Consider the following 22,903-nt stretch of genomic DNA (forward strand, 5'->3'; position numbering starts at 1 on the left):
ATTTCAGAGGGGGTGATGTGTGACCGATACGCTTAAGATCGAAGACCTTACCCAGCAGGATGTTGCCGAATCCCTGAAATTGATTTTGGAAGATATTGCGGCTAATCCGGACACTCTCAAACCACTCGACCCTGGTTTGGTGCAGAGGGCTCGCAGCCTAGTCGAGGGAGTGGAGGTTGATCTTGATGCCCCACTATCTCCCTTGGATGAGTGACAAGCTGAACCGCGAAGAATCTCGGATATTGGTGATGCGAATGTTGGTTGCGATCGAAAAATCCACTGAGGTACCTCCGCTGGTGGAGGAGAATGACCATTGGGGATGCTTAGGGCACGAAGGTGCCTCGCTCCATCAAGCCCGAATCTGCGCTTTAGCGCGGCATCGCCACGTCGCAAGACAGCTTGAGATTCCCTGGGATAAATACAAAACACTGAATGGCATCCGCGAATGAACCGGTTAGCTCCCAAGCACGTACATCCGCCGAATTTTTCCCATCATTTCCATGCTGATCACCTGGTGTTCTCCTGCTCGGAAAGTGAGGAGAAGCAGTTGAACACCTGGGTCAGTTTTTAGTCGGCAAAACAGCCTTTAACGGGTCAGTTTTCGGTCAGCGGCAACAGTCTCTGGATTTTGAGGGGCATTGCTTGTCCCAGTTCGGGCACACGATCTGGATCTATTCAGGTTGTATGAACCTATCACAGACCCATTCGCAGCGGTGAATGTGGGCTCAACAGGGATAGATAGGTTAGCTTTGTAAGATAATCTCTGACCTAAATAGTTTTCCTATTTTTAGCATTGCCTCATTATCTTCCCATGATGTGCTGTTTCGGCCTATAAAATGTGGCCAGTCGGCTTTGAATGTCCCATCTTGTTCCCCTGATGCGGCCAGCTCTGCCAATTCGCTCAATGCGTCGCGATTCACTCCTTGTCGTATGGTGACGCTGGAAACGAGTTTTTCGCCTGCACGGATGCGACGAGGCAATTGCAACTTCGTTTCCCTTCCGATGAACGCGTCATCAAACAGATGTACATGATTTTCCCGCTCCGATAATTCTGCCTCAGCTAGTGCGGCACGTTTTTTTAGTCGAGCCTCATCGGGTTGTTCTTGCCTTTCTGGGTCTAGCTCCAAAGTGGGCCAAATGACCACGGAGGCGCCCATTACCTCTGCCGATGTCTCGAATCCTGCCATGCGTAGGGCCTTGGACATAACGCCTCGGGTTGCCGCATCAACTGCTTTGGGCAAGTTTTCGAGCCCTATCGTCACGGGATCATCTGGCGGCGGATCTATGACCTTGAGATGGCTGCTGTTGGACCCTTCAATGCCTATGTCGAGCCCGCATACAAGCCTCTGTCCAACGTGCCCCTTGGGAAATAGTAAGGATTGTTTCTGAGCTACTCCCGCTTTGAGCTGGCGTTCTCTGTATTCGATGCCGGACTGAGTCCCCTTGCATTCGATCACGTGCCAAAGGCCTGCTGCATCGCGCGCGACGAAGTCAGGCGTCTTGTTCGGTCCACGTTTCGCGGTTCTTCGTTGCTCTACATCCAGGAGTGCGGCGTAGTGCTCCATAAAGTATCGGCCGTCTACGACTATATCCAAATTGAATTTCTTAGTAAGCCATAGCATGGATACCCCCATACCAAAGTCGTCACTGAGAATGGTTTTTTGGTGGGCATCCAGCTGTGCAAAGCTTTTTGTAACTTTAAGATCTTTGTCATCGGTAGTTATCGCTGCAAGATACCTAACCCATGCCCAGAATTCTGTCAGAGTCACGCCGGTATTTTCAGCGGGTGTGGTCAGATATCCAATCATTAGTAGCATCGCGGGTATATTAAGTTTGTGCCTGCTGGAGCCATCTTTAAATGAGGTTGGAAATTGCGGCTGACCGCCAGATCGGGGCCAACTTTTCTTATCTACGTATACGTGGAGATATCTATTCATACTGATCCATCAGGGCAATCGTTAACAGCTACCGAAATTGCAGATCGGTTTGGTGATTGTATTTCCAAGAGAAAACTCAATCTCCGAGATCTAAGCTTTTCTTCAAAATTTGACCGAAAAACGGCCAAATTACTGGTTGTAAAGCCGTCCATGCCGGACCGCAAACCTTTTCCAGCAATCGTTTGGCGCCGCCGCCATTCCCGTCATTAGCCTCATCAATTGCGGACACCAGCTCAGCACGGTCATCTACTGACACTTTATCCCCTTTGCTTTCAAGTATTTCGATTATTTTTGCTAGTGTTTCATTACTGGTTGCAGAATCAATTGACATGTTCTGTTTTACGTTGTCCCCAGTAGACAGTTGGAAGTTTGAAAAACTCCCCCCGGAAATGTGCACATTGTGCGTGACCGAGCGTTGTGGTTTGCTGGGACGGTTACTTGTTTGTTTGGCGGATTTGTAGCCGGATTCAGTCAAGCTCGCATATTCTCTTCTACTATAACCGCCTATGATCGTAATTCCGCTGTTTGGAGCATTGTCATAAAGGGCGAATGGCCCTGAGCGAATCAGCTTCTTCTTTTCAAGGTCTCTGAATGCGAGATCAAAATCGACTTGCGTGATATCTCCCGCGCAAATAGCAGCAGCGAGTTGTGAAACTCGTGGGCCTTCGTAAGCGCTACGGAGATCGTTGGCTTCCCGACGTTGCTCTCCGAAGTCTACGAGCAGCGCGCCAAGGATTTGCTTTTCTGCCTCGTCCAAAACTAAAGCCATACCCAATCCTTGTAGTAACTTCGCAAGTTAATATCTGTTAGGCGAGATCCAACGAGTAGACCGGCTCACCGTTGGAAAGAATGCCAGCAGCCCCGTACGCGATGCGAAAAAAACCTCCGTCTTCACCCCATTCGGTTCCAAGGCTATTTTTTCCGATCCAACATCCGGCTTTGTCATCGTAGCCTATCAAGCAGACCGCATGCAGAGATCTGATTTGCAGTCCCGTGGGCTTATAAATTCCGCTGCGATACCACTTATGAAAATCCTCCCTAAGATCCATGTTGGCCATTACGGGACCATGCTTGGCGATTTCACGCTTCACCTCTTCGACGGTTTTGAAGGAGTAGAATGCTGACACTCCGAGTGTTTGCGGAACCCCCAGGGCAGGACATGCATCCTTGTCTCTGAGCGAGTCACTTGCCGATATCGCATAGGGCAGCCCTTTCTGGAGAGTCATTTCTGCTATCCAATCAAAATCTGCACCACTCGTGATCGTGCGGCCGAGAGTGCAGAAGTAGTGGAAGAGAGGGGCCGACTGACCAGGGTGTAATCCCGCAATCCGCGCACGAGCATCGCCCACTGAGCATGTCGCGAAGGATGCGCACGCATTGATGTCTCTCTGGTTCAGCGGCGCTGTGATACAGCTGTTGAGTTCTCTCCAATCTTTCTTGGCAGGGACCCCGCTAGAGTCAGCCGGTCTCCGTTGGAAGTAATCTGGCGTGAAACTGAACAACTCCCCCAGCCAACTGAACATACTCATCGTGGCGTTAGGCTCGAAAGGGTACTCGGGGGCAAATTCTGTATCCATTGCAACCCAACCTTGGGCGGCGGCGGCATTTTTTATCCACGCAGCGTCTAGTGACATCGGTCGGGCCTCATTTCGAAACTGCGTCGATAGCGGCGTCGAGAGCCTGGTTGGCTTCGAAGTTCGCGACCTGGGCTTCCAGTAATGCAGTGTCAGCAGCAAAAGCCTCTTTGGCCGCGGTTTTTTCAGCGTTTGGTTCAGGCTGCAAAGCCTTTCTGGCCGCTGCGTTTTCTGCTTCGGCTTTCAAAAGCTCCGTTTGGCTTTTGATTCTGTCTACTTTGGAAGGGATAATTTTTGCCCGGGCAGTGAGTACTGTATCGACAATTGATCCAACGGAGTTCGCCGCTGTTTCGGCCGCCGCCGAGGTGTCTTTGACACCCAGCTTCGTTGGTCGACCTGCATCGTCAAACTCGGCTACCACGGTTCTGTTTGTGAACATCCCGCTGTGCAGCGGTAAAACGAAGACATGCCCGAGTTGGCTCACGGGCCCATCGATTGCGGTGATGACATCCGAGGATTCGGGTTTGCAATCAGGCTTGATGCATATCAACAGCTTACCAGGGGCCGGCACTCGGTATTTCAAACCTAGTGTGCTGTCCTCTTTGCAGGTGACGACGCATGGATCTGTTGAGCCCATTGGACTTGTGCTAATAAGCCTTGCGTAGACGCGGACGTCATCCACCACTTGTGCGGGGTGAGTGGCATTCCCCCACACGTCGCGCACAGTTTTGATAGGTAAATCTTCTACAACCGGAACCGGTGCTGCCGGTGCCCCTTTTGGACTGTTCGGGGGGACCGCTACTGAAGGCTCGAAGACTGCGCCGCTAGGAGGCCAAGCTGCCTTGGATACGAAGCTCACTTTGCTTAACAGCGCTTGCAGCTCACTATTTGCCGCCGCCTGCTCCCTCCTTGCTGTTTGGAGTGCTTTGATCTTGTCGGCAAAAAGATCCCGGTCGCTTCGCCCCCAAGTCTTGCCTACAACGGTTGCAATGTCCGTAGTTTCCTTTAAGTCCGCGGTCAGCTGATCTAGTGTCTGGGTCTTAGCTTTGACGGTAGCTTGAGCTTGAGGAATCTTGGCGATGGTCTCAGCTATGGTTTTTTCACATCCATTGCTCGGGCCTGCGGGCGCTGCGGCCGTAACGATGATCTTCCCAAGTGTCGATGCAGCGCTCACCAGAACCGCCCCGGTGTGGTCCTCAGCACTGGCGTTGATTGCTTTGAGCGCTCCGCTGTCGTAATACGTGGCTTCAATGTCTGTGGATTTCCAGATCGACTGGAGTGACTGCAAGTCTATGACGTAATGCCGAGTAGAGTCGCTCTGTTCCTTTTGAGTTACCGACGCATCTATAGCTATCTCTAACCCTGCACCACCATCTTTTGTGCAGCCAATGACTCTCCTCGTGACGGTAATCTCGTACTGAGTAAAGGTCAGGTTGTAAGGTGCCCCTGCTGGTGGGATGTCAGTGTCAGGCTTCACTCTGATGGCGTTCAAATCTGTCGAGCATGCAGACACGCATGCGAGACAAATGAACCCGAGGACCGAGGTGGTCCGAGCAAAAGTGGCGTTATTCTCCATGAATCTCAGGCTCCGTTTGACCTCAGACGTTAACGCCACTAGCGAGGTGGTAGTGTAAATGTGATGAATGCTGGAACTCACAGATAAGAAGAAATCCGTGAGTTTGTCCACCCTCAGAACCCCTCAAAACTCATGACTAGGATCTAAGAGTAAGCATTGTCCTCGGACAAAAAATGCTGCTACGGCTTCAGGTGCGGCCGCTTCTGCCTCTTTCGCTCTCATCAACTCGATCGCAAATATCGCAGGGCTTGGCTTGCCACCTGTCATGGGTTGGATCAAGGACTCGACACAAAGCTACGACTCTGCGCTGCTGATGGTTGCAATCGCTTTGATTGCCTCGGATGCACTGGATGCCGAAGTGGCCAGACTGTTTGAGGGCTCAGATCCAAAGTGACGGGTCATAAGTTGCTGCCCAGGAACACATAGCTGAGTTGATGGCAGAAGAAAGTTACCGAAAAAGGGTAGTTTCTTTCCAAATGTCTCTCTGGCTCTATTGATCTGGCTTTCGGATCTACTCCGTCTACGGTGAAGCTCGGGGCATTGCGGCGAATGCCGCTAGCTCAGAGTCTTCCTTCTGTTTTGCGGCTTCTAATTGGCTGCGGATTCATAAAAATGTTGCTCAGAGCCTTCGGACCTGCTTCGACTGCTGTCGGCATGCGGTTCAGGTCGTACTAATAAACCGGATGCTGAAAAACCGCATCTCTAGCGTTGCTTCGGGCAGGTAAGTAGAACTGCACTGACGCCTATCAGAGGGAACCTCACACCGGTACCCGGGAGCTGCTTACTCATTCGGGCGTAAGAAATTCGCAGCTGGTACCTCTTCAACGAGGTGTTCCCCCTGATTGTGGACGTCACCCACAGTCCGACTCACCGGATACCACTCGAACTCCCCTATAGGACGACAATACCCGCTGGCAAATTTCTCGGCGTGCAGCGGCGAGGTATTAGGGTCAATTCACTCCCGAGCATGCTCGGGCGTGAGGACCACGGGGCGTTTATCATGGATGTCCACCATTCCCTGGTCCGAATCAGCAGTGATGATCACAAACCCGTCTCCGGCGTTGGTTTCCAGGTCTAGGTGGGCATCAGCCAGTCCGGCGAAAAACATCGGAGCCTCATCTTTGGGCAGATATAAAAAGGCTGCTTCTGTCTGGGATCCTTTAGATTTTTCTCCCATTCAAACCAACCGTTAGCGGGGGTCAAAACGCGGCCCTGTGGCCAGAGCTGTTTGAAGGATTTTCCCGTCATCACAGTCTCAACGCTCGCGTTGATCGACTCTAGCCGCTTCCCTTTGGCCCAAAAGGGTGACCATCCCCATTTCACTTTGTCGACTCTCAGGCCGTCACCTACTGCCCGAATGATTTCTACCCGAGTGCTGGGAGCCACGTTGGAGCGCTCAATTGACCATAGGTCGTCTCCATTGATCACGAACTGCTCTGGGGCAAGCTGCTTGAGGTCGTGATTCATTGGCTCATAGATCGAGTAGCGTCCGCACATGCTGTCACCTGTCGAAAAATCCTGCATACGTGATTGACCGCAGGCATTGCAAGTCGTTAACTGTATATACATACAGTTAATGCGGAGTCTGCATCATGAGCGTCACCATTCTTGGCCCACTGACAGGCGGTGGGGAAAAATTACCGCTTTACTCGTTTCATGTGCCTGCTGGGTTTCCATCTCCGGCAGCCGATCACATCGAAAAACACATCTCATTGGATGAGTTGTTCGAGATTCGTGCGCCGCACGTGTACCTCGTCAAGATCGCCGGGGACAGCATGCAAGGTGCGGGGATTTTCGACGGAGACTTGGTTGTCGTCGACCGCAGTGTCTACGCAGAGCACGGGGACATCGTCATAGCAGCGCTCAATTCTGAACCGCTGTGCAAACGCCTGCATATGCGCGAAAACACGGTGGTGTTGATGTCTGAAAATCCTAAGTACCCTGCTCGTCATGTGATGGAAGGCGATGAACTGGTTGTTTGGGGCAAAGTGAAATTCAGTGTTCGCGATCATGACAAAACCTGAATCTGTCTTCGCGCTAATCGACTGCAACAGCTTCTACGCAAGCTGTGAGCGCGTCTTCAGACCTGATCTGGCCAGGACTCCGATTGTCGTCCTCTCGAATAACGATGGCTGCGTGATCGCACGCTCGTATGACGCTAAACCATTTGTGAAGATGGGGCAGCCGTACTTCCAAATCAGGGATCATCTGCGGCGTAACGGGGTCATCGCTTTCAGCAGTAACTACGCCTTGTACGGCAACATGAGCGAGCGGGTGATGATAATCATCGAGGGCATGGTGCCCGCTCTAGAGGTCTACAGCATCGATGAAGCCTTTGCTGACCTCACTGGCATCCCTGGCGACCTCACGGCTTTTGGACGCAAGATCCGCTCGACAATCTACAAGTGCACCGGCATCCCTGTGGGAGTCGGTATCGCGCGTACGAAAACCTTAGCCAAGCTGGCCAACCATACCGCGAAGCGCCTACTGAGCAAAACGGGTGGAGTGGTCGATCTATGCGACCAATTCAAATGTGACTGGACGCTCCGCAATACCGATGTGGGTGAGGTGTGGGGTGTCGGTAAGAGGATGAAAGCGCACCTTGAGGTCATGGGCATCAAGACCGCGATGGACTTGGCCAAGGCTGACCCCTGGACGTTACGACAGAAATTTAGCGTGGTTATTGAGAAAACCGCGCGCGAGCTTGCCGGCACATCCTGCCTGGAGTTGGGAGAAGCTGACCCGCCGAAGCAGGAAATCTGTTGCAGCAGGATGTTTGGTAATCGACTCACCGACATCGAGCCCATAAAGGAGGCAGTGGCGACCTACATCCATCGCGCTGCCGAGAAGCTCAGGATGCAAAACTCCTTGTGCAAGAAAATTCGGGTGAGCATTCGAACCGGGATGTTCAACCCGGAGGAGGCTAAGTATGCGAACGGTGCTTTGGTTGAGCTGCCATATCCAACGAACGACGTTCGGTTGATGACCAAGGCTGCAACCGAGGCAGTCAATCGCCTATTTCGTCCAGGCTTCAAATACAGCAAGGCCGAAGTGCTGTTGATGGACTTACGTCAGCCAGGTGAGTTTACGGATGACCTGTTCGCTCATTCACAGCCTGCGGCGGCTGACAAGGTGATGAGCGTGTTGGACGAGATCAATGAAAGGTGGGGGAGAGGGACACTACGGACTGCAAGCGTGCCGTCCGACCCTACATGGGCCATGCGTCGCGAATTGATGAGTCAGAGCTTCACAACAAAACTAGACGAGCTGTGGGTAGTCAATTGACTTTCAGTAGTGTGTTAATTACACAAAATTTATGCGTAACGCGGTGACGTTACGCAAAAAAAAAGAGTTACGATTTGAAAGGTGTAGCTGGGTATTAAGCCAACGAGCTTCGTTTGTGCCACCTATAGATGCCGATATAGTGAAAGTGATCGATTGACTGCAACCAAACGCTGTAATTTTTTGTAGATTGTGAGCGGCATACGTGTCGCTCGCCGCCGAGCGACAAGCGCAGCATTGCTTTGTAGTTTGAACTCATCTGTCAAAAGCAGATTCAAAAACTCTTAAAACACATCCCCTCGCTTCATAATCGTTTTCAGCGTGCTCTATATACAAGTTTTGAAACTCTGGGAAAGATGAGAATTTTGAAGTGGTGAGGATATTTCCCCAGACCAATACCATGAAACGCGTGTCAGGACGATGGCGGAACATGTCGTTAATGGCTGAAAAATGTATCATGTTTGGGAGAGTCATAGCTCTTTCAGACTTTACTTCTATGAACAGTTTCCTCCCACGTTGGTCGGTTACTTCAAAGTCTGGCTTATAGCGGAAGGGTGATCCAGCTAAGTTTTCGATCTGCTCTCTCCAGAGCGTACCACGGGCAGCAGTATATAGGCTTGGCAAATGTTGCAATGCTATAAATACTTGATCTTCCACGCGCGATATTGAGTCTCTATACCTGTTAGGTTGACTGTCTTTCATTTCGACTCCTTCCAACTCCAAGACTCCACTCGCCAAGCAGAATGAAGTGATTCGAAAACAATACCCACCGCGGTGGCGATTAGGCCAATTACAGCACTTATTGCAGGGTTTTCTGCGGCTTTGAAAATAATTACCGCGCCGGTAGCGTTAACTGCTGCGGTGAGGCCTTTGGAAAACCAGCGCTCGAATAGAGCACTGGTAAACGTAGAAAACCATCCCCTCTCATCGCCAATCAATATGTCGATATCAGTTCCATTGTCTGGGATAAGAATCGTTGCGGATGACTTCTTGATTTCCAAGCCGTGCATCTTTTTTAGTTGCTTAACTGCTTTTGCGCAGTGTTCTTTGATTTGAGATATTGTTTTGGCGAAGATATATACCTGTACTTCGTTTTCGACTAAGCACAGATATATAACTTTTGAATCCGATGGGAATGCCGCTGCTCCTACCACTAGGCCGTGATAGGCAGCTAGTGAGGTGTTTTCCACTGCATCGTTGGCTGAGATTGCTGTATTTCCCAAATATTTAGCAAGTTGTTGCCTAATTGACGCTGAGTTGACCCCGGATCTGAGCAACACGTTGAGTTCCGCGTACACATATTCTCCCTATTCACAAGTGCCAGCGATTTAACGGACCCGTGGCGCTGGTGGCTACTGATTTCGGTAAAACTCTATCACAAAACGGTTTTTGGTGCTGGTGGGTAGTGCGCAGATGACAGAGTTGTCTCAACTTGAATGAGAGATATGGGTATCTGGTTCAATCTGCATTTATGCCGTCTGTAGGGGGGCGAGCATCGTGCTCTGGATGAACTCTAGGATGACCACTCATGTAAGACGACCTAAGCCCGTGGGAACAGGAGTAGGTGTCACTTCGCGGCTCTCCCCCGTATCAAAAATTTGAGTCTGGAAGACTGAATCCTGACGCAGACAGCTGAATCTCGATCTCGGAGAGTGCGCGGTTGAGAGGTTCAGATGGCCGCATGAAATGTTTGGCTAGGATGATCGGCACAGCCTCATGCACCTCAAGGCGCTCACAGATTTGAGCCAGTACCGCGATCGACGGTGTGCGCTTTCCTCGCTCGATATCAGACAGGTACTGGGTCGAGAGAGCGCCAAGAAAATCCTTCTGCGTAAGCCCTTTGCTAAGGCGCAGAGCCTGCACAGCGCGGCCAAAAGCCTCGTTGAAATCCATCGCTTTTAGCCTTGAATCACAAAGCTAGCATTGGATCGACGCGTAGTGTATTTTGGAATCAACGATAGGCGATGTTAAGATATATCTCAGAAGTTTTCTCTGTTTGCATCATTTGAAGCCATGGGCCCATGCCCTTTTCGAGTAGAGGGGCGGCACCTGTGTATTCAGTTGTACCAACCTGGCGTGAGGAGTGACGCGGGATGAATGACGAGATCAGGGCCGCAATAGCTAAGCTGAAGTCCGACGCTGTCAGCGTGGTGTTCACAGGCTTCGTGACAAACGCCGCCGTTGAGAGCCCCGCCATGTTGACGGGGGAGGTGTGGGGACATGTGTGTGCGGACGGAGCAGGCACTTTTGCGGATGGACACAGAATCGAAACGTCAGACATCGTCCAGATTCACTCCAACAGGGAGAGTCTGTGGGTCACTACTCGGAGTGGGAGCGATTACGGAATTCTTTCGTTTGCACCTCTCGGGTGGATTTTCTTTGCGAACTTTCATAAAGACCGCCGACACCTCGATCCGTTGCCGCCGTGTTCGCCAGCCTTCGCCATGGTTGAGATGGTAAACAGTCCTCACCGCTTGGCGGAGCGGCCCAATGAGAGACCAAGCTCTGTCCCGGCATCGTCAAAAAGGAAAGTTCCGAAAAGCGAGCTGAAGGGCCCTGAGGAAAACACGCGGTACATGGACAGCATGGAGATATTTGTTCAAGACACGATTGATGCTTTTAAAAAAAATGGCGTGGATATGCCGCAGTAGTGAGATTGATCCACTCCCGGTATGGTCACTTGGCAGTGTCGGCAGCGTAATCCCACTCTCATAAGGAAATGCAATGGTTTTTTGCTATGTTGGCAGCCTAACTTCAACGAATAAATAAATATCAGTAACAAGGAAGAATTACGAATGAATGCTGAGAAGCATGGCGTATTGAGAATTTTCGCCATATCAGCGGTTGGTCTTATTACCGCGATGTTTTTGAACGGATGTGCCCTCGCTCCAAAAGCCGGGAACGATTGTGAAAAAAATTTTGCGGCAGAAGGCAGCTTTTTCAGCGGTAAGAGGTTTATCACTACGTCAGTCCTGCCTGGCATTGTGCCCGAGAAAGCATACGACAGTTTGTATAAAATATTGGTGAGTGACGGTTTTTATATTCAGAACTCAGATAAGGAAAAGAAAGCTATCTCGGCTTTCCAAAACGTGAATTTAAGCGACAAAAAGGCTCCTCTAAATGCGCGCGTTGAGCCAATAAATGGCGGATCTAAGGTGTCACTCGTGTTCATCGCATCGGCGGGCATTTACACTCCAGAGAGTGGCGCCCGCGACGCATTCTGTCGAATCATTGCCAGGGTGGGTCATTAGTTAACATGCCAAGCTTTTGTGAAAGATTTTAGGTTAGATATCTTATTAAATATGCGATAGAGGGTGCGTATGCGCTTCAAGTCCGGTGTGTATGAAGTACTGAGCAATGATGAAGCCAGTTATATTCACGGTAATGCCGACGAAATCCAGACCACCCATACAAAAAATGTGTGGCTTAAGGATTTATCAAATGGTGAAGTCTCAAACGTGAGTCTTGAAAATTCCGCGGTGCCGGTGCGTCTCGGTGCGAGGATAGGTCTTGCTTTTTTTAATGGCGAAATCATAGCTTTTAAAAGAAGCAGCCATATCCCTGTAGAGGATCCTATATCACAAAGAGGCATGCATAACTCGTTCAAGGCGGCGCTCTGGGCAACAGTATATGGGCTTGCTTTGTCTATCCCGTACCTGGGGTATATCACGGGCTTGGTGGTTGGTGCGTTTTCGCTAATCTTTGGTATGAATTTGTTAGGGCGCTACAGGAAATTCCCAGGTAATCGAATTTTTGGAGCTTTCGTTTTATGTATGAGTATTTATGTGTGGTTTCCGTATCAATCGGCGCATGGGGACTGGAATTATCTTGCTAGTACATTAACCAATACTGCGACAGTCTTGACGCTTGGTTTTTTAGGTTTTCAAATGTACAAAATAAATGTAGAGAAAGAGCATTACCATCGTGCGGTTGCTGAAATTAATGCCGCATGGAAGAAGATTGACGCACGGGGAGAGCAGACAAGTGGTTAAATTTACAAAAAGCTTCAATACGGTTTCAGCTGTTCTCGTGGGTGGTGCTTTGTTAGCGGCATGCGGCCAAAAAGAGTCCAATACCCCAGAGACTTCAAAGGTGGTTACGGGCAAGACTGTGAATGCCCAAGGGATGACTGAAGAGGGTATGAAGGCAAAGAAAGAGTTGGAGGACGCGAACACGCCACTTCGCGTAAATTTTTCAGCGCCTGCGCTTTCGGAGGATGCAAGCTACATAAATATTCAGTCTAAACTTAGCGCGATTCAGATTTACACGGCCAAGAGGAACTGGGAAGAAGGCTCGGACGAAATTGCCAAGTCTGTTGCCGGGTCTATACTTGTAAAATCTGACCTGCCGGAGCTATATGAGTATGAGGCAGAACTGACAGCAAGCCAAGAAGCTTTCAAAAAACGCGAACTGATGGACAAAATAGCAAGCCTGGTAAAGAATGAGGCCCAAAAAATCAACGGAAATATTCGAGTAAAGCTGATAGTTAATGCGGACTTAAAATCGTATGATTTCGATTCCCATAGTTTTACTAGTAACTCGTGCTTGTTTTCAGAAAAGCTTGACTACACCAAGACTGAAATGAGCAATCCCAATTCATACGCGAAAGCGCAAAAGCCGCGTTGCTACTTACAGCCTAGTACGACTAATTTTAGAGTTGGTATTATCAATGGTTCAAAACTGAATCTGAAGATTGATGCTGAAGAAATTGCTAAAAAAATTGAGACCGCCCGTTCGAGCGCCAGGTTTGAGATCTATGGCTATGTGTCATCGGTCGAGCGTGAAAGGCTAGGTGGGCAACCGACTGATGCTCGTTACATAATGATTGATCCCCAGAAAATCAACGTTATTGAAAATGGCTCGGTGCTGTACTCCAAAACGTTCTGATCTTTGCAAATGGCCCGTAGGGCCATTTGCTTACGCAGGGGCGGTTATGATGCCAGTGCTATCAAGTTATCCCCTGCCGAAGCTGGAATCAGAGACTGACCATTCATCAGCCGCCTGGTGTAACAACGCACGGGCCGTATATTACTAAGCAGGACACATCATTTGGGCAGGTGCAGTTCGCATCGAGTGATGATCCAGCTTTTGATTTGAGATTTACTGCCTGGCTGGCCACATTCCTCACATATTCGTGAGGAAAGATGCTCAGCAAACTCCACTGCCCCAGCAATATGTTCGTCCCCCCCGCTGTAGTAGAATCTTAGCTCACCGAATTTCTCTTTCACCTGAGTTATACTCACCTGTGGCTGCGGGCACGATTCGATTCTCTTTTGGATGCTGTGGCAGAGTACATCCAAAAGGGTGTACCAGCCATCATGGTGCTCAAACCCCCATATCCTGGGACGGTAAACTCCGCTGTCGTCTTGATAGCCAAGTAGTTCTGGATACTTAGCGAAAAGGTTGTGTTCAAGCTCCGGACTCATAAATACCATCCTCGATGATTGATGAAGGTTGCATAGATATAGGTTAGTGAATCTGACGTGATTGGCAATGGCGGGAGTGGCATATATCTGGTTTTTGTTGATCACCCGCCTGCTTGATCAATTAAGTTAGGCTGTGGAGATTTTACGAAGGACACAGACCACACCGCGATAAACCTGACTGAATTGAGGTGGGAAGTGGCTAGGATCTGCAAGGCGGCAGATTACGATTGTGAGCTTGTATACTGGCTTAAACTGCTATCTATCTGATCAGGACGTCTGGGCTTCTCTTTCGTGGGGTTGATCTCCTTAGCCTCGGGGAGAAATTCATCACTGTTCAGATATGCGCTCAGGCGCTCTAGGATGTTATTGATCGTTGACGGCGATAGGCCCGAGATTTCTATAATTTGTACAGGAGGTGTTTCGCGGTACGCGGGGCCTAAATCAACGAATTCATAATTTGCCGAGGAAAAGCTTTTTCCTAGCATTCTAAAAGCGTTTTGGGTGACGGTTCGAACAAGTTCTTCCCAAACCGCCCATTCCATGGCTTCAGCAGAATTTTTCTTTGTGAGAAGATTGATATGAAAAACGACTCCGATCCGGGCTTCATTCGTGACAAGTAACTCATCGAGTTGCGGGTACCTGTGTAGGTAGCCGATCCTGTCTGCCACAGTCTTATCCGTGCGGAGTAACACCGCCAATTTTTTAATTTTTGTAGACCTCCGGAAAGGTTCGACATTGACGGCAATAGTAAATTTCCCGACACCTAGCAATCGATCATCACGTTGGGGTGAATAATCTAGAAGATCCTTCAGAGATCCAAACGTTAATTTCGATGCCATAATTTTACTACCACTAATCCAGCGTCCATCGTCGGAATTTAAGCGATATGCTAACCCATGAACCTGTCCGGCCGAGTCGACCTCCGCTCTCATGCATACGCCTTTGGCTGCCATGTTCAACACAAAGTCAGACACCGTTAAAGGTGCTTGAGCAAGTACCGACTTCCCGATAGCACGGAGTATGGCGGCCTGGTTTTTAGCGTTTAAATCTTCACCGGGTGACTCGATCTGTGTTAAGCCATATTTTTTTTCGACTTGCCTGACAGCTTCAATTGCGCGCTCATAGTCATTTTTGTTGCTCATTAGGCCGTAATGGCTGAACTGACCATCATTTGCCAAGGCCTGCACTCTGCACAGTGCGATATGTACGTGGCTATGTTCGGCGTCTGAGTGTCTGGCGGCGACCCAAGTTGTCGACGCGTCAGCGCCTAGTAACTCCAAGAAATCTCTCACCGCGTTCTTAAATTGCCGATCCGTAAGCGTGTCTTCGAGGGGGAGGCTTAATACATGGTGTTCAACCAACTGACTGCCGGTGCCTTTATACAGGGCCATTTTAGCATTGAACTCTGCTTCAATTTTTCGAGTGTCAACCTCGCGGATGTTGTGTTCGTTAAATCGCCCGAAAGGTGATGGGGCCAGAAGATTCCCACCCAAATATTCGATTAGAGGGCGTACCGCCTGGTCTTCTGCCTTCATGCTCGCTGCAAACATGTAGCGAATTATTGCTTCGCATCTAGATGAAGAGTGGCATTTTTTATGGATCATGTTAAAACCTCTTGTTGTTATTGTTGGATACGATTTAGGAATTGTTGTATAACTTTGTTAAGGCGATTTATCTCTCGTAGCAGGTCATCGGGCACGGGTATATTACCGAGGACAAAAAATACTTCTTCTATTTGTTGATCCAGTGCCGACGCATAGCTCTTGTAGGCCTCGTGCTCGGGGTTGATGAGTCTATCTGTGTTTCTCTTTTCTCTAGTGGCTATAAGCAAGGTGTCCTTGATCAATCTAGATAAACTTTTGTAGTTGAGCTTATCTGCGTGTCTCTTTATTTCTGAATAGTCGTTATGAGTTAGATAGACGTTTACTCCGATGCATGCTTTTTGATTGTCCGGAATTTTGGGCCGGCCAGACTTTTTGGGTGTAGGCATAGATGTACTCCAATTTTGATGTTTTTATTATTGAGGCGCAGAAACCGCAGGTTTTGAGCATTTGAGTTTTCTACCATCACAAAAGTATTTTGTGGGGTGGGAAACATAGCTTGCTTTTCCTAATATTATTATATCACTAGTTTGTGTTTTTTTTGCTGTGGGTGTAGTTTTTAACTTCGTGATAGTTTGGCTTTCTTTTTGTCTGTGCGAGCTTGTATTTGTATTTATATGTAAAATATTTATTCTTGTTGTTCTTTATATTTATAAAGCGGGAAGGTTATATTTTTGTTTTTGCTTATGAATATTGATCGGTTCTTTGTGTGGTATTGTTGAGCGTAATTCTAATATGTTTTCTTGTCGCGATAAATATTCAATAATGCATGGTATAATGTTTTTACTATAAAAATAATAGAGGGTTTTTTATATGGGTGATTCAGTTGTTTCGTTACTCGATGGCGGTTCAGGGAATGCGACCAAGTCTATTCGTAGCCCCATAAAAAGAAAGTCTGCTAAGAAAAAGCCTGTTAATGGCTTTAAGAGAGATGGGAGATTTTCTCTGCATTTTAGTTTTGGCAGAACTCGGTTTACACTTTTTCTTGTGCAATATCAAGTCCCTAATACATCCATTGGCAGTTTTGATTACGATAACCCACCGCCCGAGACTTCTGTCCTTGAGTTGCTGCAAAGAAACTCACACCACGTTATAAGTACGACTAGGGCCATGGAAAAATGGAAGGACGTGATCAGTGATCGACTGCCTAAGGTGATCGCAGAACGAGAGCGAGAGCTTCTTTATGAGCCTAAAAAGAAGGTTTCTCAGAATTTGGAGGGGCTGTTAGTCGCAAGTAAACTATCCATAGCAGAAGATAAGTACCTTTCATCAAAAGAGAGTAGGCAAATGTTTGTTGATATTCGTAAAAGCTTATGGGCGATTCAAACTCTCGTTTCCACCGCCCGAGGATGGAGTGGCGCCTTCGACGTGGATGATGTGAAACACGCTTTGGATGAGGTTCGCCGAGGTATAAGTTGCATGCACAGAGATGATCCCAGAGGAGTCCTCAACCCTGAGCATAAAAAGTTGGCTAAATATATTTGGGAATGGTGGGAGAGCGTTCAACCTATTTTAAGCAACAAGGGGAATTGGGGAATGACTCTGAGGGCGTCAAAAGAAGACACTCCAGAAGTTAAGACGATTTCGGACGGGGCAGTGGCGAGCGAGCAACTCGTTCCGAAGGACTCATTGGCATAATTTATTGGAGTGCCCAATGCGATGCTTCGCCGTGTGGGTCGAGCGTAGGCTCTATGGTGGTGAGTTCTGCGGGCAGTTCTCCCTTCACTGTCTGAGGACGGCGGCAGCTTGCGGTAGGGGAGCACAGCTACCCGGAGTGAGACCGGCAGGAGGACCCTTTGGATTACGTACCCCCTGGGATTGAGCCGTGTCGATGAATATTTTTGGCATCGCCTAACCTCACTCTGAGCCCTCAAGGCTGGTCCAAGATGGACAGAGTAGTAGCAAAGTAATAGCTTTGCCTTCCTGCTTCTTGCCCACGGATTGGATCAATGATTAAAGTCAGCCGCCACAGGACGCCAGTATCTCCAGTGATACGGGATTCTGTTCTCGAACTGGTAGGGGAGAATGTGACGGCACTCAGCATGTCGAGCCCGCCCAGATCGCATCCTCTCTATGAGGGCTACAAAGCAATTCTCTTGGCGGAAATGCATGCATACATCACGCATCACGACCTACCACAGATCGAGCTTCTGACGGCAGTGGCTGAGGATGGTGCCGTCGTCGCATTCATGTTGATCGGATTGGTGGAGACTGAAACACTTGAAGCCAATATCTACTACACCGCAGTGCGCGAGCGGTTCCGCCGCCAAGGCGTAATGACCCAAATGATGCAGGTGGTTCTAGAGATCGCACCTGTTTTGGGCTTGTCGTGTGATGTCGAGTTGGTGCCCATCTATGCGCGTTATGGCTTCCGGCCGGTCGATTCCCGAGAAACTCAAGTAGTAATGTTCCTAGGGAGCCCGACGGGAATCACTCCCGTGTTGGGTTCCGATGAATTGCAGGAGCTTGGATCTGTCATCAAGGCCTTTAGCGATGCCGCATCAAGAACTGATACTCGTACGCTAAAGCGCGCTGACAAGTTGCTCAAAGCCGATATTGCTGCACGGAAAGTCAAGGTTCGCAATTTTCTCAAAGTGAACGGTTGACTCTATATAGAAGTGCGATATTCATGAGCGCACTGCTGACCATGGAGGGGAAGAATGCAGTTTGTTGCCAACGGGCCCGAGATTCCGAGCGAGCTTTTGCAAGCGCATGAAGATGGCCGAGTAGTTTTTTTCTGCGGAGCAGGCATCTCCTATCCCGCGAAGCTGCCAGGATTCGAAGGCCTCGTGCAACAAATCTACAAAGGAGTCGGTACCGATTTCTCTGACATCGAAAAGCGCGCCTTCGATAAACAGCAGTTCGACGCCACCCTCGACCTGCTGGAGCGACGGTTACCAGGGCAAAGGAACTCTGTCAGGGAGGCATTGGCTCGGTCCCTAAAGCCAAATCTCCGTCTCAAGAACGCGACAAGAACCCACGAAGCCATGCTGCGTTTGGCGCGTACGCGCACGGGTGTAATGCGATTAGTAACGACGAATTTCGATAGGATTTTTGATGCGGCTGCCAAGAAAATGGGGCAAAGCCATCAATATTTTTCCGCCCCGATGCTCCCGGTTCCCAAGGCGAGCCGTTGGGATGGTTTGGTCTATCTTCATGGGGTCTTGCCCAAAAAGCCAGATTTGACAATGTTGAACAGGCTTGTCGTGACCAGTGGCGACTTCGGGCTGGCGTATCTGACAGAAAGGTGGGCATCTCGGTTTGTCGGAGAATTGTTCAGGAACTATGTCGTATGCTTTGTTGGATACAGCATCAACGATCCTGTGCTCCGGTACATGATGGACGCGCTCGCAGCAGACCGTATGCTCGGAGAGGTGACTCTGAAGGCTTGGGCGTTTGCCGATTGCAACCCAGGCCAAGAGCACGAGAAGGAGATCGAGTGGGAGGCGAAAGGTGTTTCACCTATTCTCTACAGTGTGCCCGCCGGTACGTATGATCATTCAGCGTTGCATGACTCACTGCATGCTTGGGGTGAAACCTACCGTGACGGCGTCACTGGTAAAGAGCGGATTGTCGTCACCCACGCCCTTGCTAGGCCTTCAGCCAGTACGAGTGAGGATGACTTTGTAGGGCGAATGCTTTGGGCTCTATCAGACAGGTCTGGGCTGCCGGCCCGTCGTTTTGCCGATCTGGAGCCAGTCCCGCCACTCGATTGGCTACTCGAAACCTACACGGATGCGCGATTCCGGCACGGGGATCTTGAGGGGTTTGGAGTTACGGCTGATCACTTGGTTGACCAAGAATTGAAGTTCAGCCTCGTGAGGCGCCCTACTCGATACTCGCTAGCCCCCCTAATGGATCTACGAGCGCCGCTGAACTCTGAATCTGGTTTAGACGCGGTGATGTTTCAGCTTGCTCGCTGGTTAACCAGGCACCTCGATGATCCTCGATTGGCAATCTGGGTCGCAGGAGGAGGTGGTCGCCCACATGAGCGACTGTGCTATCTGATTGAAGACCGGTTGGAGCTAATCACCCGGCTTGAACGAAAAGGTCTAGTGAGCGAACTCGACGAAATTCGTCGTCACGCCCCAGCAGGCGTACCACGTTTGGTGATGCGGACTTTATGGCGAATCATGCTGAGTGGTTTGATCAAGAGTGGAGGCCCCGGCAATGATTTGTATCGCTGGGTAGAGCGGCTTCGGCGCGACGGGCTCACTGCAAGCTTAAAGCTGGAGTTTCGATCACTACTAGCACCGCGGATCACGATTCGGGAACTCTCCCGGTGGGAAAACAAACAGGAGGAGGAGCCCAGCGCTGAGCCAAGAACGGCAGCGACGAATCTTAACCAAATCGTAAACTGGGAGCTTGTACTTGCCAGTGATCACGTCTACTCAGTTCTCGGAGAGCTTGAGGGTCACCATTGGCAAATTGCTCTCCCAGCTCTACTTGATGACATTCAGCAGTGTCTTCGCGATGCACTTGATCTCGCCAGAGAGCTTGGTGCCGCGAGCGACTACGCTGACCGCTCGTTTTGGGATCTCCCCTCTATCATTCCGCATTGGCAAAATCGTAGGCATCACGATTGGGTTTCAGTGATCGAGCTTCTTCGAGACTCTTGGAGTTCCGTCAAAAGCATTGACCCTACCCGAGCCGCTAGGGTGGCAGTCACATGGTTTGATGTCCCTTATCCCACTTTTAAACGACTAAGTTTTTTTGCTGTCTCTCAGGGGGCAAACGTGTCTCAAGAGGAGTGGGTAGGCTGGTTGCTGCGCGATAATTCTAGATGGCTTTGGGATGTGCATACCAAGCGTGAAGTGCTCCGGCTAATTGTCCTGCAAGGGAACCAGCTTTCGAAAGAGGCGCTACAGTCGCTCGAAACCGCTATTCGGAATGGTCCTCCGAAAGAAAAGTACGAAATGAGCTTGGATAAGGGGCTCTTGGAGAAGTATGAATCGCATGACGTTTGGCTTTACCTATCAAAACTTGAAGAGTCAGGGGCGGCGCTCACCGATTTGGCGCATGCTCGCCTGGCAGACCTACGACGAGCCTTTCCGGATTGGCGGTTAGGAAGCCATGAGCGCGACGAGTTTTCCCACTGGATGAGTGGTACTGGTGATCCAGACTACGATGAAAGTAGAGAAATTAATATTGCTCCGACGAAACGCGTAGATTTGGTCGTATGGCTTCAGCAATCGCCCACATCAAGGTGGGGATTCTATGAAGATACGTGGGGAGACGTCTGTCGAAAGCATCCTGTGAATGCGGGGTTGGCGCTGCAAGATCTAGCAGAACAAGATGTCTGGCCGATCTCAAGGTGGAACGAGGCGTTGCAGGTCTGGCGTGCCGATAGGTTAGCAAGGCGATCATGGCGTTCTATAGCTGCTCTGGTAATGATAATGCCAGAGCATGTCTTGCGAGACCTGGGGCACGGTGTGAGTGGATGGCTCGAAGCAATCACTAAAACCTCAGGGTACGACGAGCAGCGGCTACAAGATGTCAGCATCCGGATATTTCAGATGTTTGCGAATGAGGATGCCCTAGATGCTCGGATGTCGAGCGAACCTGTAACGGAGGCCATTAATCATCCTGTAGGTATGGCGACTCAGGCACTGGTTAATATCTGGTTCAGCCGGAAACCTCGGGACAAAGACGGGTTGCCGGCGGATCTGAAACCTATTTTCAAAATGATCTGTAATACGCAATTTAGCGTGTATCAGCATGGACGCGTGCTTTTGGCTGCTAACCTGATTGCGCTTTATCGGGTGGACCCGTCGTGGACAGAGTCACATTTGATCCCGCTTATGTCTTGGACCGCTGAGCCGCAAAACGCTAGGGCTATCTGGGAAGGCTTTTTATGGTCGCCTCGGCTGCATCAGCAACTCCTAACCGTGATTAAGCCACAATTGCTAGAGACTGCGGCGCACTACGATGAGTTGGGAGTTCATGCATCACAGTTTTCCACATTCCTCACGTATGTGGCGCTAGGCCCCGTTTCCGGCTACGGCACTGATGAATTCCGGACGGCAATAGCGCAGTTGCCTATCAGTGGCCTTGAGCAGGTGGCTAAGTCTCTGGCTCAAGCGCTGGGTGGGGCAGCAGAGCAGCGCGAAGATTATTGGCGGAATCGAGTAGAGCCATTTTGGCGATTGATTTGGCCGAAAACGCGAGAGCTTGTTACAGAGAACATCGGGCAGTCTTTGGCTCGGCTTTGCTTGGCGGCCGGGGACGAGTTCCCGGCGGCCTTCGGGATGGTTAAAGATTGGCTTTTACCGTTCCAACATGGGCATTTCATTGTCAAGACACTAATGGATTCTGGGCTATGTACTCGATATCCCCTGGAGGCATTGCGCTTCTTGGCCACAATAACTGGGGAGCTGCCGTGGGTGCCGCGAGAGCTAGAGACCTGCCTAGTTGCGATTAGCGCGGCGAATGGGGCCGTGCAAGCTGATCCGGAATATTGTCGGCTTGTTGACTACCATCGTCGCTATCGGGGGTAAATCAGGCGCGTTATAGCTCACACCTCTCCGCTCCACAGATTGCCGAGCGGGAGCTGTATCAGTGCGCAGGCATCCGACGTTTTGGGTAATGAAATCGCGCACCTGTCTGAGGTCAAGACATGAGGTCCATTCTCGACGCGGAAGCTAGTGCTCGCGCAGTCTAGACAACAGATCGATCCATACACCGAGTATTCCATGGCTTAATCCATATTGAGCCGCTACAGCCGGTGAGATGCCATTGCTTTCCATGCATTGTCTAGGGGGAAGTCACTTCAAGATCTGACTTTCCTAGTTGTACGAATTCGATCAACCTACTTGGTTGCATTCGACCTCAAGCCAGACTGGCTCAGTTGTCTAGAGTCGGTGCAGCGACTCGGGTGCACTTGATCTCAAGCCAATTCACGCGGTTGTCTGGAGTCGGTGGACCGACTCAAGTGCACTTGTTCTGAAGCCACTTCACGCGGTTGCCTGGAGTCGGTGCACCGACTTGGATGCACTCGATCTCAAGCCTGTCTGATGTGGTCGTCTGGCATCGGCCCACCGACTCGGAGGGACCCGATCTCAAGCCACTTTCAGGCGATTGTGTGGAGTCGGTGGAACGACTCGGCTGCACTTAATCTCACACCAGTCTCAAGCGGTTGTGTGGAATCGATGCGTCGACTTATAGGAGTGCGACCTCAAACTAGCTTCGGGTGTTTGTTTGGAGCCGGGCTCAAGCAGCACCTTGACGGACAGTGATAGTCCTCAGAGGCCCAATCTGAGCACTCACGTGTAGTCTCTATCCCGAATATCCCGAAAAGCGCTTTATCAGGTGACGATTGCCTTAGAATGCGCTGAGGCCACTCCGCAGACCGTACGATCAGGGGGTATCTACCCGCGTCGCGGAATTCACCCAGCGGGAGAGGCGAAAGGCTCATCTCGTAGAAAGAAGAGGCGGTCCAAATTGCTTCTTTTGTGCAACCCCGCCCACAGAGCATTTACGGATTATCACAGCTCGGACCTGTCTTATA

General features: G+C 50.1%; 19 protein-coding genes and 1 pseudogene. 10 read left to right on the top strand and 10 right to left on the bottom strand.

The annotated features are described in order from the left end of the window. The first annotated feature begins 19 nt into the window (after positions 1-19). The gene (locus ACIQAL_RS09285) at positions 20-214 is read left to right on the top strand and encodes a type II toxin-antitoxin system PrlF family antitoxin (RefSeq protein WP_401144659.1); all 195 of its coding nucleotides are present in this window, start codon (positions 20-22) and stop codon (positions 212-214) included. A 529-nt stretch (positions 215-743) separates the two neighbouring features. Here the strand turns inward: ACIQAL_RS09285 and ACIQAL_RS09290 are convergent. The 5 genes and pseudogenes from ACIQAL_RS09290 to ACIQAL_RS09310 all read right to left on the bottom strand — a co-directional run bounded on the left by ACIQAL_RS09290 (position 744) and on the right by ACIQAL_RS09310 (position 6,584). Continuing rightward, entirely contained in the window at positions 744-1,808 is a 1,065-nt protein-coding gene (locus ACIQAL_RS09290) for a hypothetical protein (protein WP_401144660.1), read from the bottom strand. Positions 1,809-2,013: 205 nt separating this feature from the next. Continuing rightward, the gene (locus ACIQAL_RS09295) at positions 2,014-2,706 is read right to left on the bottom strand and encodes a hypothetical protein (protein ID WP_401144662.1); all 693 of its coding nucleotides are present in this window, start codon (positions 2,704-2,706) and stop codon (positions 2,014-2,016) included. 37 nt (positions 2,707-2,743) lie between these two features. Continuing rightward, complete coding sequence (locus ACIQAL_RS09300; protein ID WP_401144663.1) at positions 2,744-3,571, bottom strand: C1 family peptidase; 828 nt, start codon at positions 3,569-3,571, stop codon at positions 2,744-2,746. A gap of 10 nt (positions 3,572-3,581) precedes the next feature. Next, positions 3,582-5,198: a hypothetical protein gene (locus tag ACIQAL_RS09305; protein WP_401144665.1), complete on the bottom strand. Its 1,617-nt coding sequence runs from the start codon at positions 5,196-5,198 to the stop codon at positions 3,582-3,584. Positions 5,199-5,868: 670 nt separating this feature from the next. Beyond that, a pseudogene (locus ACIQAL_RS09310) lies at positions 5,869-6,584 on the bottom strand (SOS response-associated peptidase). 95 nt (positions 6,585-6,679) lie between these two features. Here ACIQAL_RS09310 and ACIQAL_RS09315 point away from each other — a divergent pair. After that, positions 6,680-7,111 carry a LexA family protein gene (locus tag ACIQAL_RS09315; RefSeq protein ID WP_401144666.1) on the top strand — a complete coding sequence of 144 codons (432 nt, stop codon included), beginning with the start codon at positions 6,680-6,682 and terminating at the stop codon, positions 7,109-7,111. Then, positions 7,098-8,372: a Y-family DNA polymerase gene (locus ACIQAL_RS09320; RefSeq protein WP_401145299.1), complete on the top strand. Its 1,275-nt coding sequence runs from the start codon at positions 7,098-7,100 to the stop codon at positions 8,370-8,372. Before ACIQAL_RS09315 ends, ACIQAL_RS09320 begins: the two co-directional genes overlap by 14 nt. A 252-nt stretch (positions 8,373-8,624) precedes the next feature. Here ACIQAL_RS09320 and ACIQAL_RS09325 read toward each other — a convergent pair whose 3' ends face one another. The 3 genes from ACIQAL_RS09325 to ACIQAL_RS09335 all read right to left on the bottom strand — a co-directional run bounded on the left by ACIQAL_RS09325 (position 8,625) and on the right by ACIQAL_RS09335 (position 10,262). Next, the gene (locus tag ACIQAL_RS09325) at positions 8,625-9,071 is read right to left on the bottom strand and encodes a hypothetical protein (RefSeq protein ID WP_401144668.1); all 447 of its coding nucleotides are present in this window, start codon (positions 9,069-9,071) and stop codon (positions 8,625-8,627) included. Next, positions 9,068-9,667: a hypothetical protein gene (locus ACIQAL_RS09330; RefSeq protein WP_401144670.1), complete on the bottom strand. Its 600-nt coding sequence runs from the start codon at positions 9,665-9,667 to the stop codon at positions 9,068-9,070. Before ACIQAL_RS09330 ends, ACIQAL_RS09325 begins: the two co-directional genes overlap by 4 nt. Before the next feature lie 292 nt (positions 9,668-9,959). After that, positions 9,960-10,262 (bottom strand): helix-turn-helix domain-containing protein, encoded by a 303-nt coding sequence (locus tag ACIQAL_RS09335; protein WP_401144672.1) that lies wholly within the window; start codon positions 10,260-10,262, stop codon positions 9,960-9,962. 200 nt (positions 10,263-10,462) lie between these two features. Here ACIQAL_RS09335 and ACIQAL_RS09340 point away from each other — a divergent pair, with 200 nt between their 5' ends. From ACIQAL_RS09340 to ACIQAL_RS09355, 4 genes are all read left to right on the top strand, one after another. Next, positions 10,463-11,020: a hypothetical protein gene (locus tag ACIQAL_RS09340; RefSeq protein WP_401144674.1), complete on the top strand. Its 558-nt coding sequence runs from the start codon at positions 10,463-10,465 to the stop codon at positions 11,018-11,020. Between the two features lie 144 nt (positions 11,021-11,164). Continuing rightward, a complete protein-coding gene (locus tag ACIQAL_RS09345; protein WP_401144676.1) occupies positions 11,165-11,620 on the top strand; it encodes a hypothetical protein in 456 nt (151 codons plus the stop codon). A 69-nt stretch (positions 11,621-11,689) separates the two neighbouring features. Beyond that, entirely contained in the window at positions 11,690-12,361 is a 672-nt protein-coding gene (locus ACIQAL_RS09350) for a hypothetical protein (RefSeq protein WP_401144678.1), read from the top strand. Beyond that, positions 12,294-13,256, top strand: coding sequence for a hypothetical protein (locus tag ACIQAL_RS09355; RefSeq protein ID WP_401144680.1), 963 nt, complete (start codon positions 12,294-12,296; stop codon positions 13,254-13,256). The genes ACIQAL_RS09350 and ACIQAL_RS09355 overlap by 68 nt, the downstream gene beginning before the upstream one ends. A gap of 158 nt (positions 13,257-13,414) precedes the next feature. Here the strand turns inward: ACIQAL_RS09355 and ACIQAL_RS09360 are convergent, their stop codons facing one another. After that, on the bottom strand, positions 13,415-13,795 hold the full coding sequence (locus ACIQAL_RS09360) for a hypothetical protein (RefSeq protein WP_401144682.1): 381 nt from the start codon (positions 13,793-13,795) through the stop codon (positions 13,415-13,417). Between the two features lie 221 nt (positions 13,796-14,016). Beyond that, positions 14,017-15,399, bottom strand: coding sequence for a relaxase/mobilization nuclease domain-containing protein (locus ACIQAL_RS09365; protein WP_401144684.1), 1,383 nt, complete (start codon positions 15,397-15,399; stop codon positions 14,017-14,019). 810 nt (positions 15,400-16,209) lie between these two features. Here ACIQAL_RS09365 and ACIQAL_RS09370 point away from each other — a divergent pair. The 3 genes from ACIQAL_RS09370 to dsr1 all read left to right on the top strand — a co-directional run bounded on the left by ACIQAL_RS09370 (position 16,210) and on the right by dsr1 (position 21,893). Then, positions 16,210-17,034: a hypothetical protein gene (locus ACIQAL_RS09370; protein ID WP_401144686.1), complete on the top strand. Its 825-nt coding sequence runs from the start codon at positions 16,210-16,212 to the stop codon at positions 17,032-17,034. A gap of 311 nt (positions 17,035-17,345) precedes the next feature. After that, a complete protein-coding gene (locus ACIQAL_RS09375; RefSeq protein ID WP_401144688.1) occupies positions 17,346-18,002 on the top strand; it encodes a GNAT family N-acetyltransferase in 657 nt (218 codons plus the stop codon). Between the two features lie 54 nt (positions 18,003-18,056). Next, positions 18,057-21,893 (top strand): anti-phage defense-associated sirtuin Dsr1, encoded by a 3,837-nt coding sequence (gene dsr1 / locus ACIQAL_RS09380; RefSeq protein ID WP_401144690.1) that lies wholly within the window; start codon positions 18,057-18,059, stop codon positions 21,891-21,893. The last annotated feature ends 1,010 nt before the right edge of the window (positions 21,894-22,903 follow it).

Source organism: Pseudomonas sp. NPDC088368 (genome assembly GCF_044753445.1).
Classification (GTDB): domain Bacteria; phylum Pseudomonadota; class Gammaproteobacteria; order Pseudomonadales; family Pseudomonadaceae; genus Aquipseudomonas; species Aquipseudomonas bambusae.

What these genes read in the sequence shown, in the direction of transcription:
- ACIQAL_RS09290 (WP_401144660.1), bottom strand. Translation starts at nt 1,808, where the DNA reads ATGATTGGATATCTGACCACACCCGCTGAAAATACCGGCGTGACTCTG.
- ACIQAL_RS09325 (WP_401144668.1), bottom strand. Translation starts at nt 9,071, where the DNA reads ATGAAAGACAGTCAACCTAACAGGTATAGAGACTCAATATCGCGCGTG.
- ACIQAL_RS09370 (WP_401144686.1), top strand. Translation starts at nt 16,210, where the DNA reads ATGGGTGATTCAGTTGTTTCGTTACTCGATGGCGGTTCAGGGAATGCG.
- ACIQAL_RS09350 (WP_401144678.1), top strand. Translation starts at nt 11,690, where the DNA reads ATGCGCTTCAAGTCCGGTGTGTATGAAGTACTGAGCAATGATGAAGCC.
- ACIQAL_RS09295 (WP_401144662.1), bottom strand. Translation starts at nt 2,706, where the DNA reads ATGGCTTTAGTTTTGGACGAGGCAGAAAAGCAAATCCTTGGCGCGCTG.
- ACIQAL_RS09315 (WP_401144666.1), top strand. Translation starts at nt 6,680, where the DNA reads ATGAGCGTCACCATTCTTGGCCCACTGACAGGCGGTGGGGAAAAATTA.
- ACIQAL_RS09335 (WP_401144672.1), bottom strand. Translation starts at nt 10,262, where the DNA reads ATGGATTTCAACGAGGCTTTTGGCCGCGCTGTGCAGGCTCTGCGCCTT.
- ACIQAL_RS09375 (WP_401144688.1), top strand. Translation starts at nt 17,346, where the DNA reads ATGATTAAAGTCAGCCGCCACAGGACGCCAGTATCTCCAGTGATACGG.
- ACIQAL_RS09345 (WP_401144676.1), top strand. Translation starts at nt 11,165, where the DNA reads ATGAATGCTGAGAAGCATGGCGTATTGAGAATTTTCGCCATATCAGCG.
- ACIQAL_RS09300 (WP_401144663.1), bottom strand. Translation starts at nt 3,571, where the DNA reads ATGTCACTAGACGCTGCGTGGATAAAAAATGCCGCCGCCGCCCAAGGT.
- ACIQAL_RS09365 (WP_401144684.1), bottom strand. Translation starts at nt 15,399, where the DNA reads ATGATCCATAAAAAATGCCACTCTTCATCTAGATGCGAAGCAATAATT.
- ACIQAL_RS09320 (WP_401145299.1), top strand. Translation starts at nt 7,098, where the DNA reads ATGACAAAACCTGAATCTGTCTTCGCGCTAATCGACTGCAACAGCTTC.
- ACIQAL_RS09360 (WP_401144682.1), bottom strand. Translation starts at nt 13,795, where the DNA reads ATGAGTCCGGAGCTTGAACACAACCTTTTCGCTAAGTATCCAGAACTA.
- dsr1 (WP_401144690.1), top strand. Translation starts at nt 18,057, where the DNA reads ATGCAGTTTGTTGCCAACGGGCCCGAGATTCCGAGCGAGCTTTTGCAA.
- ACIQAL_RS09340 (WP_401144674.1), top strand. Translation starts at nt 10,463, where the DNA reads ATGAATGACGAGATCAGGGCCGCAATAGCTAAGCTGAAGTCCGACGCT.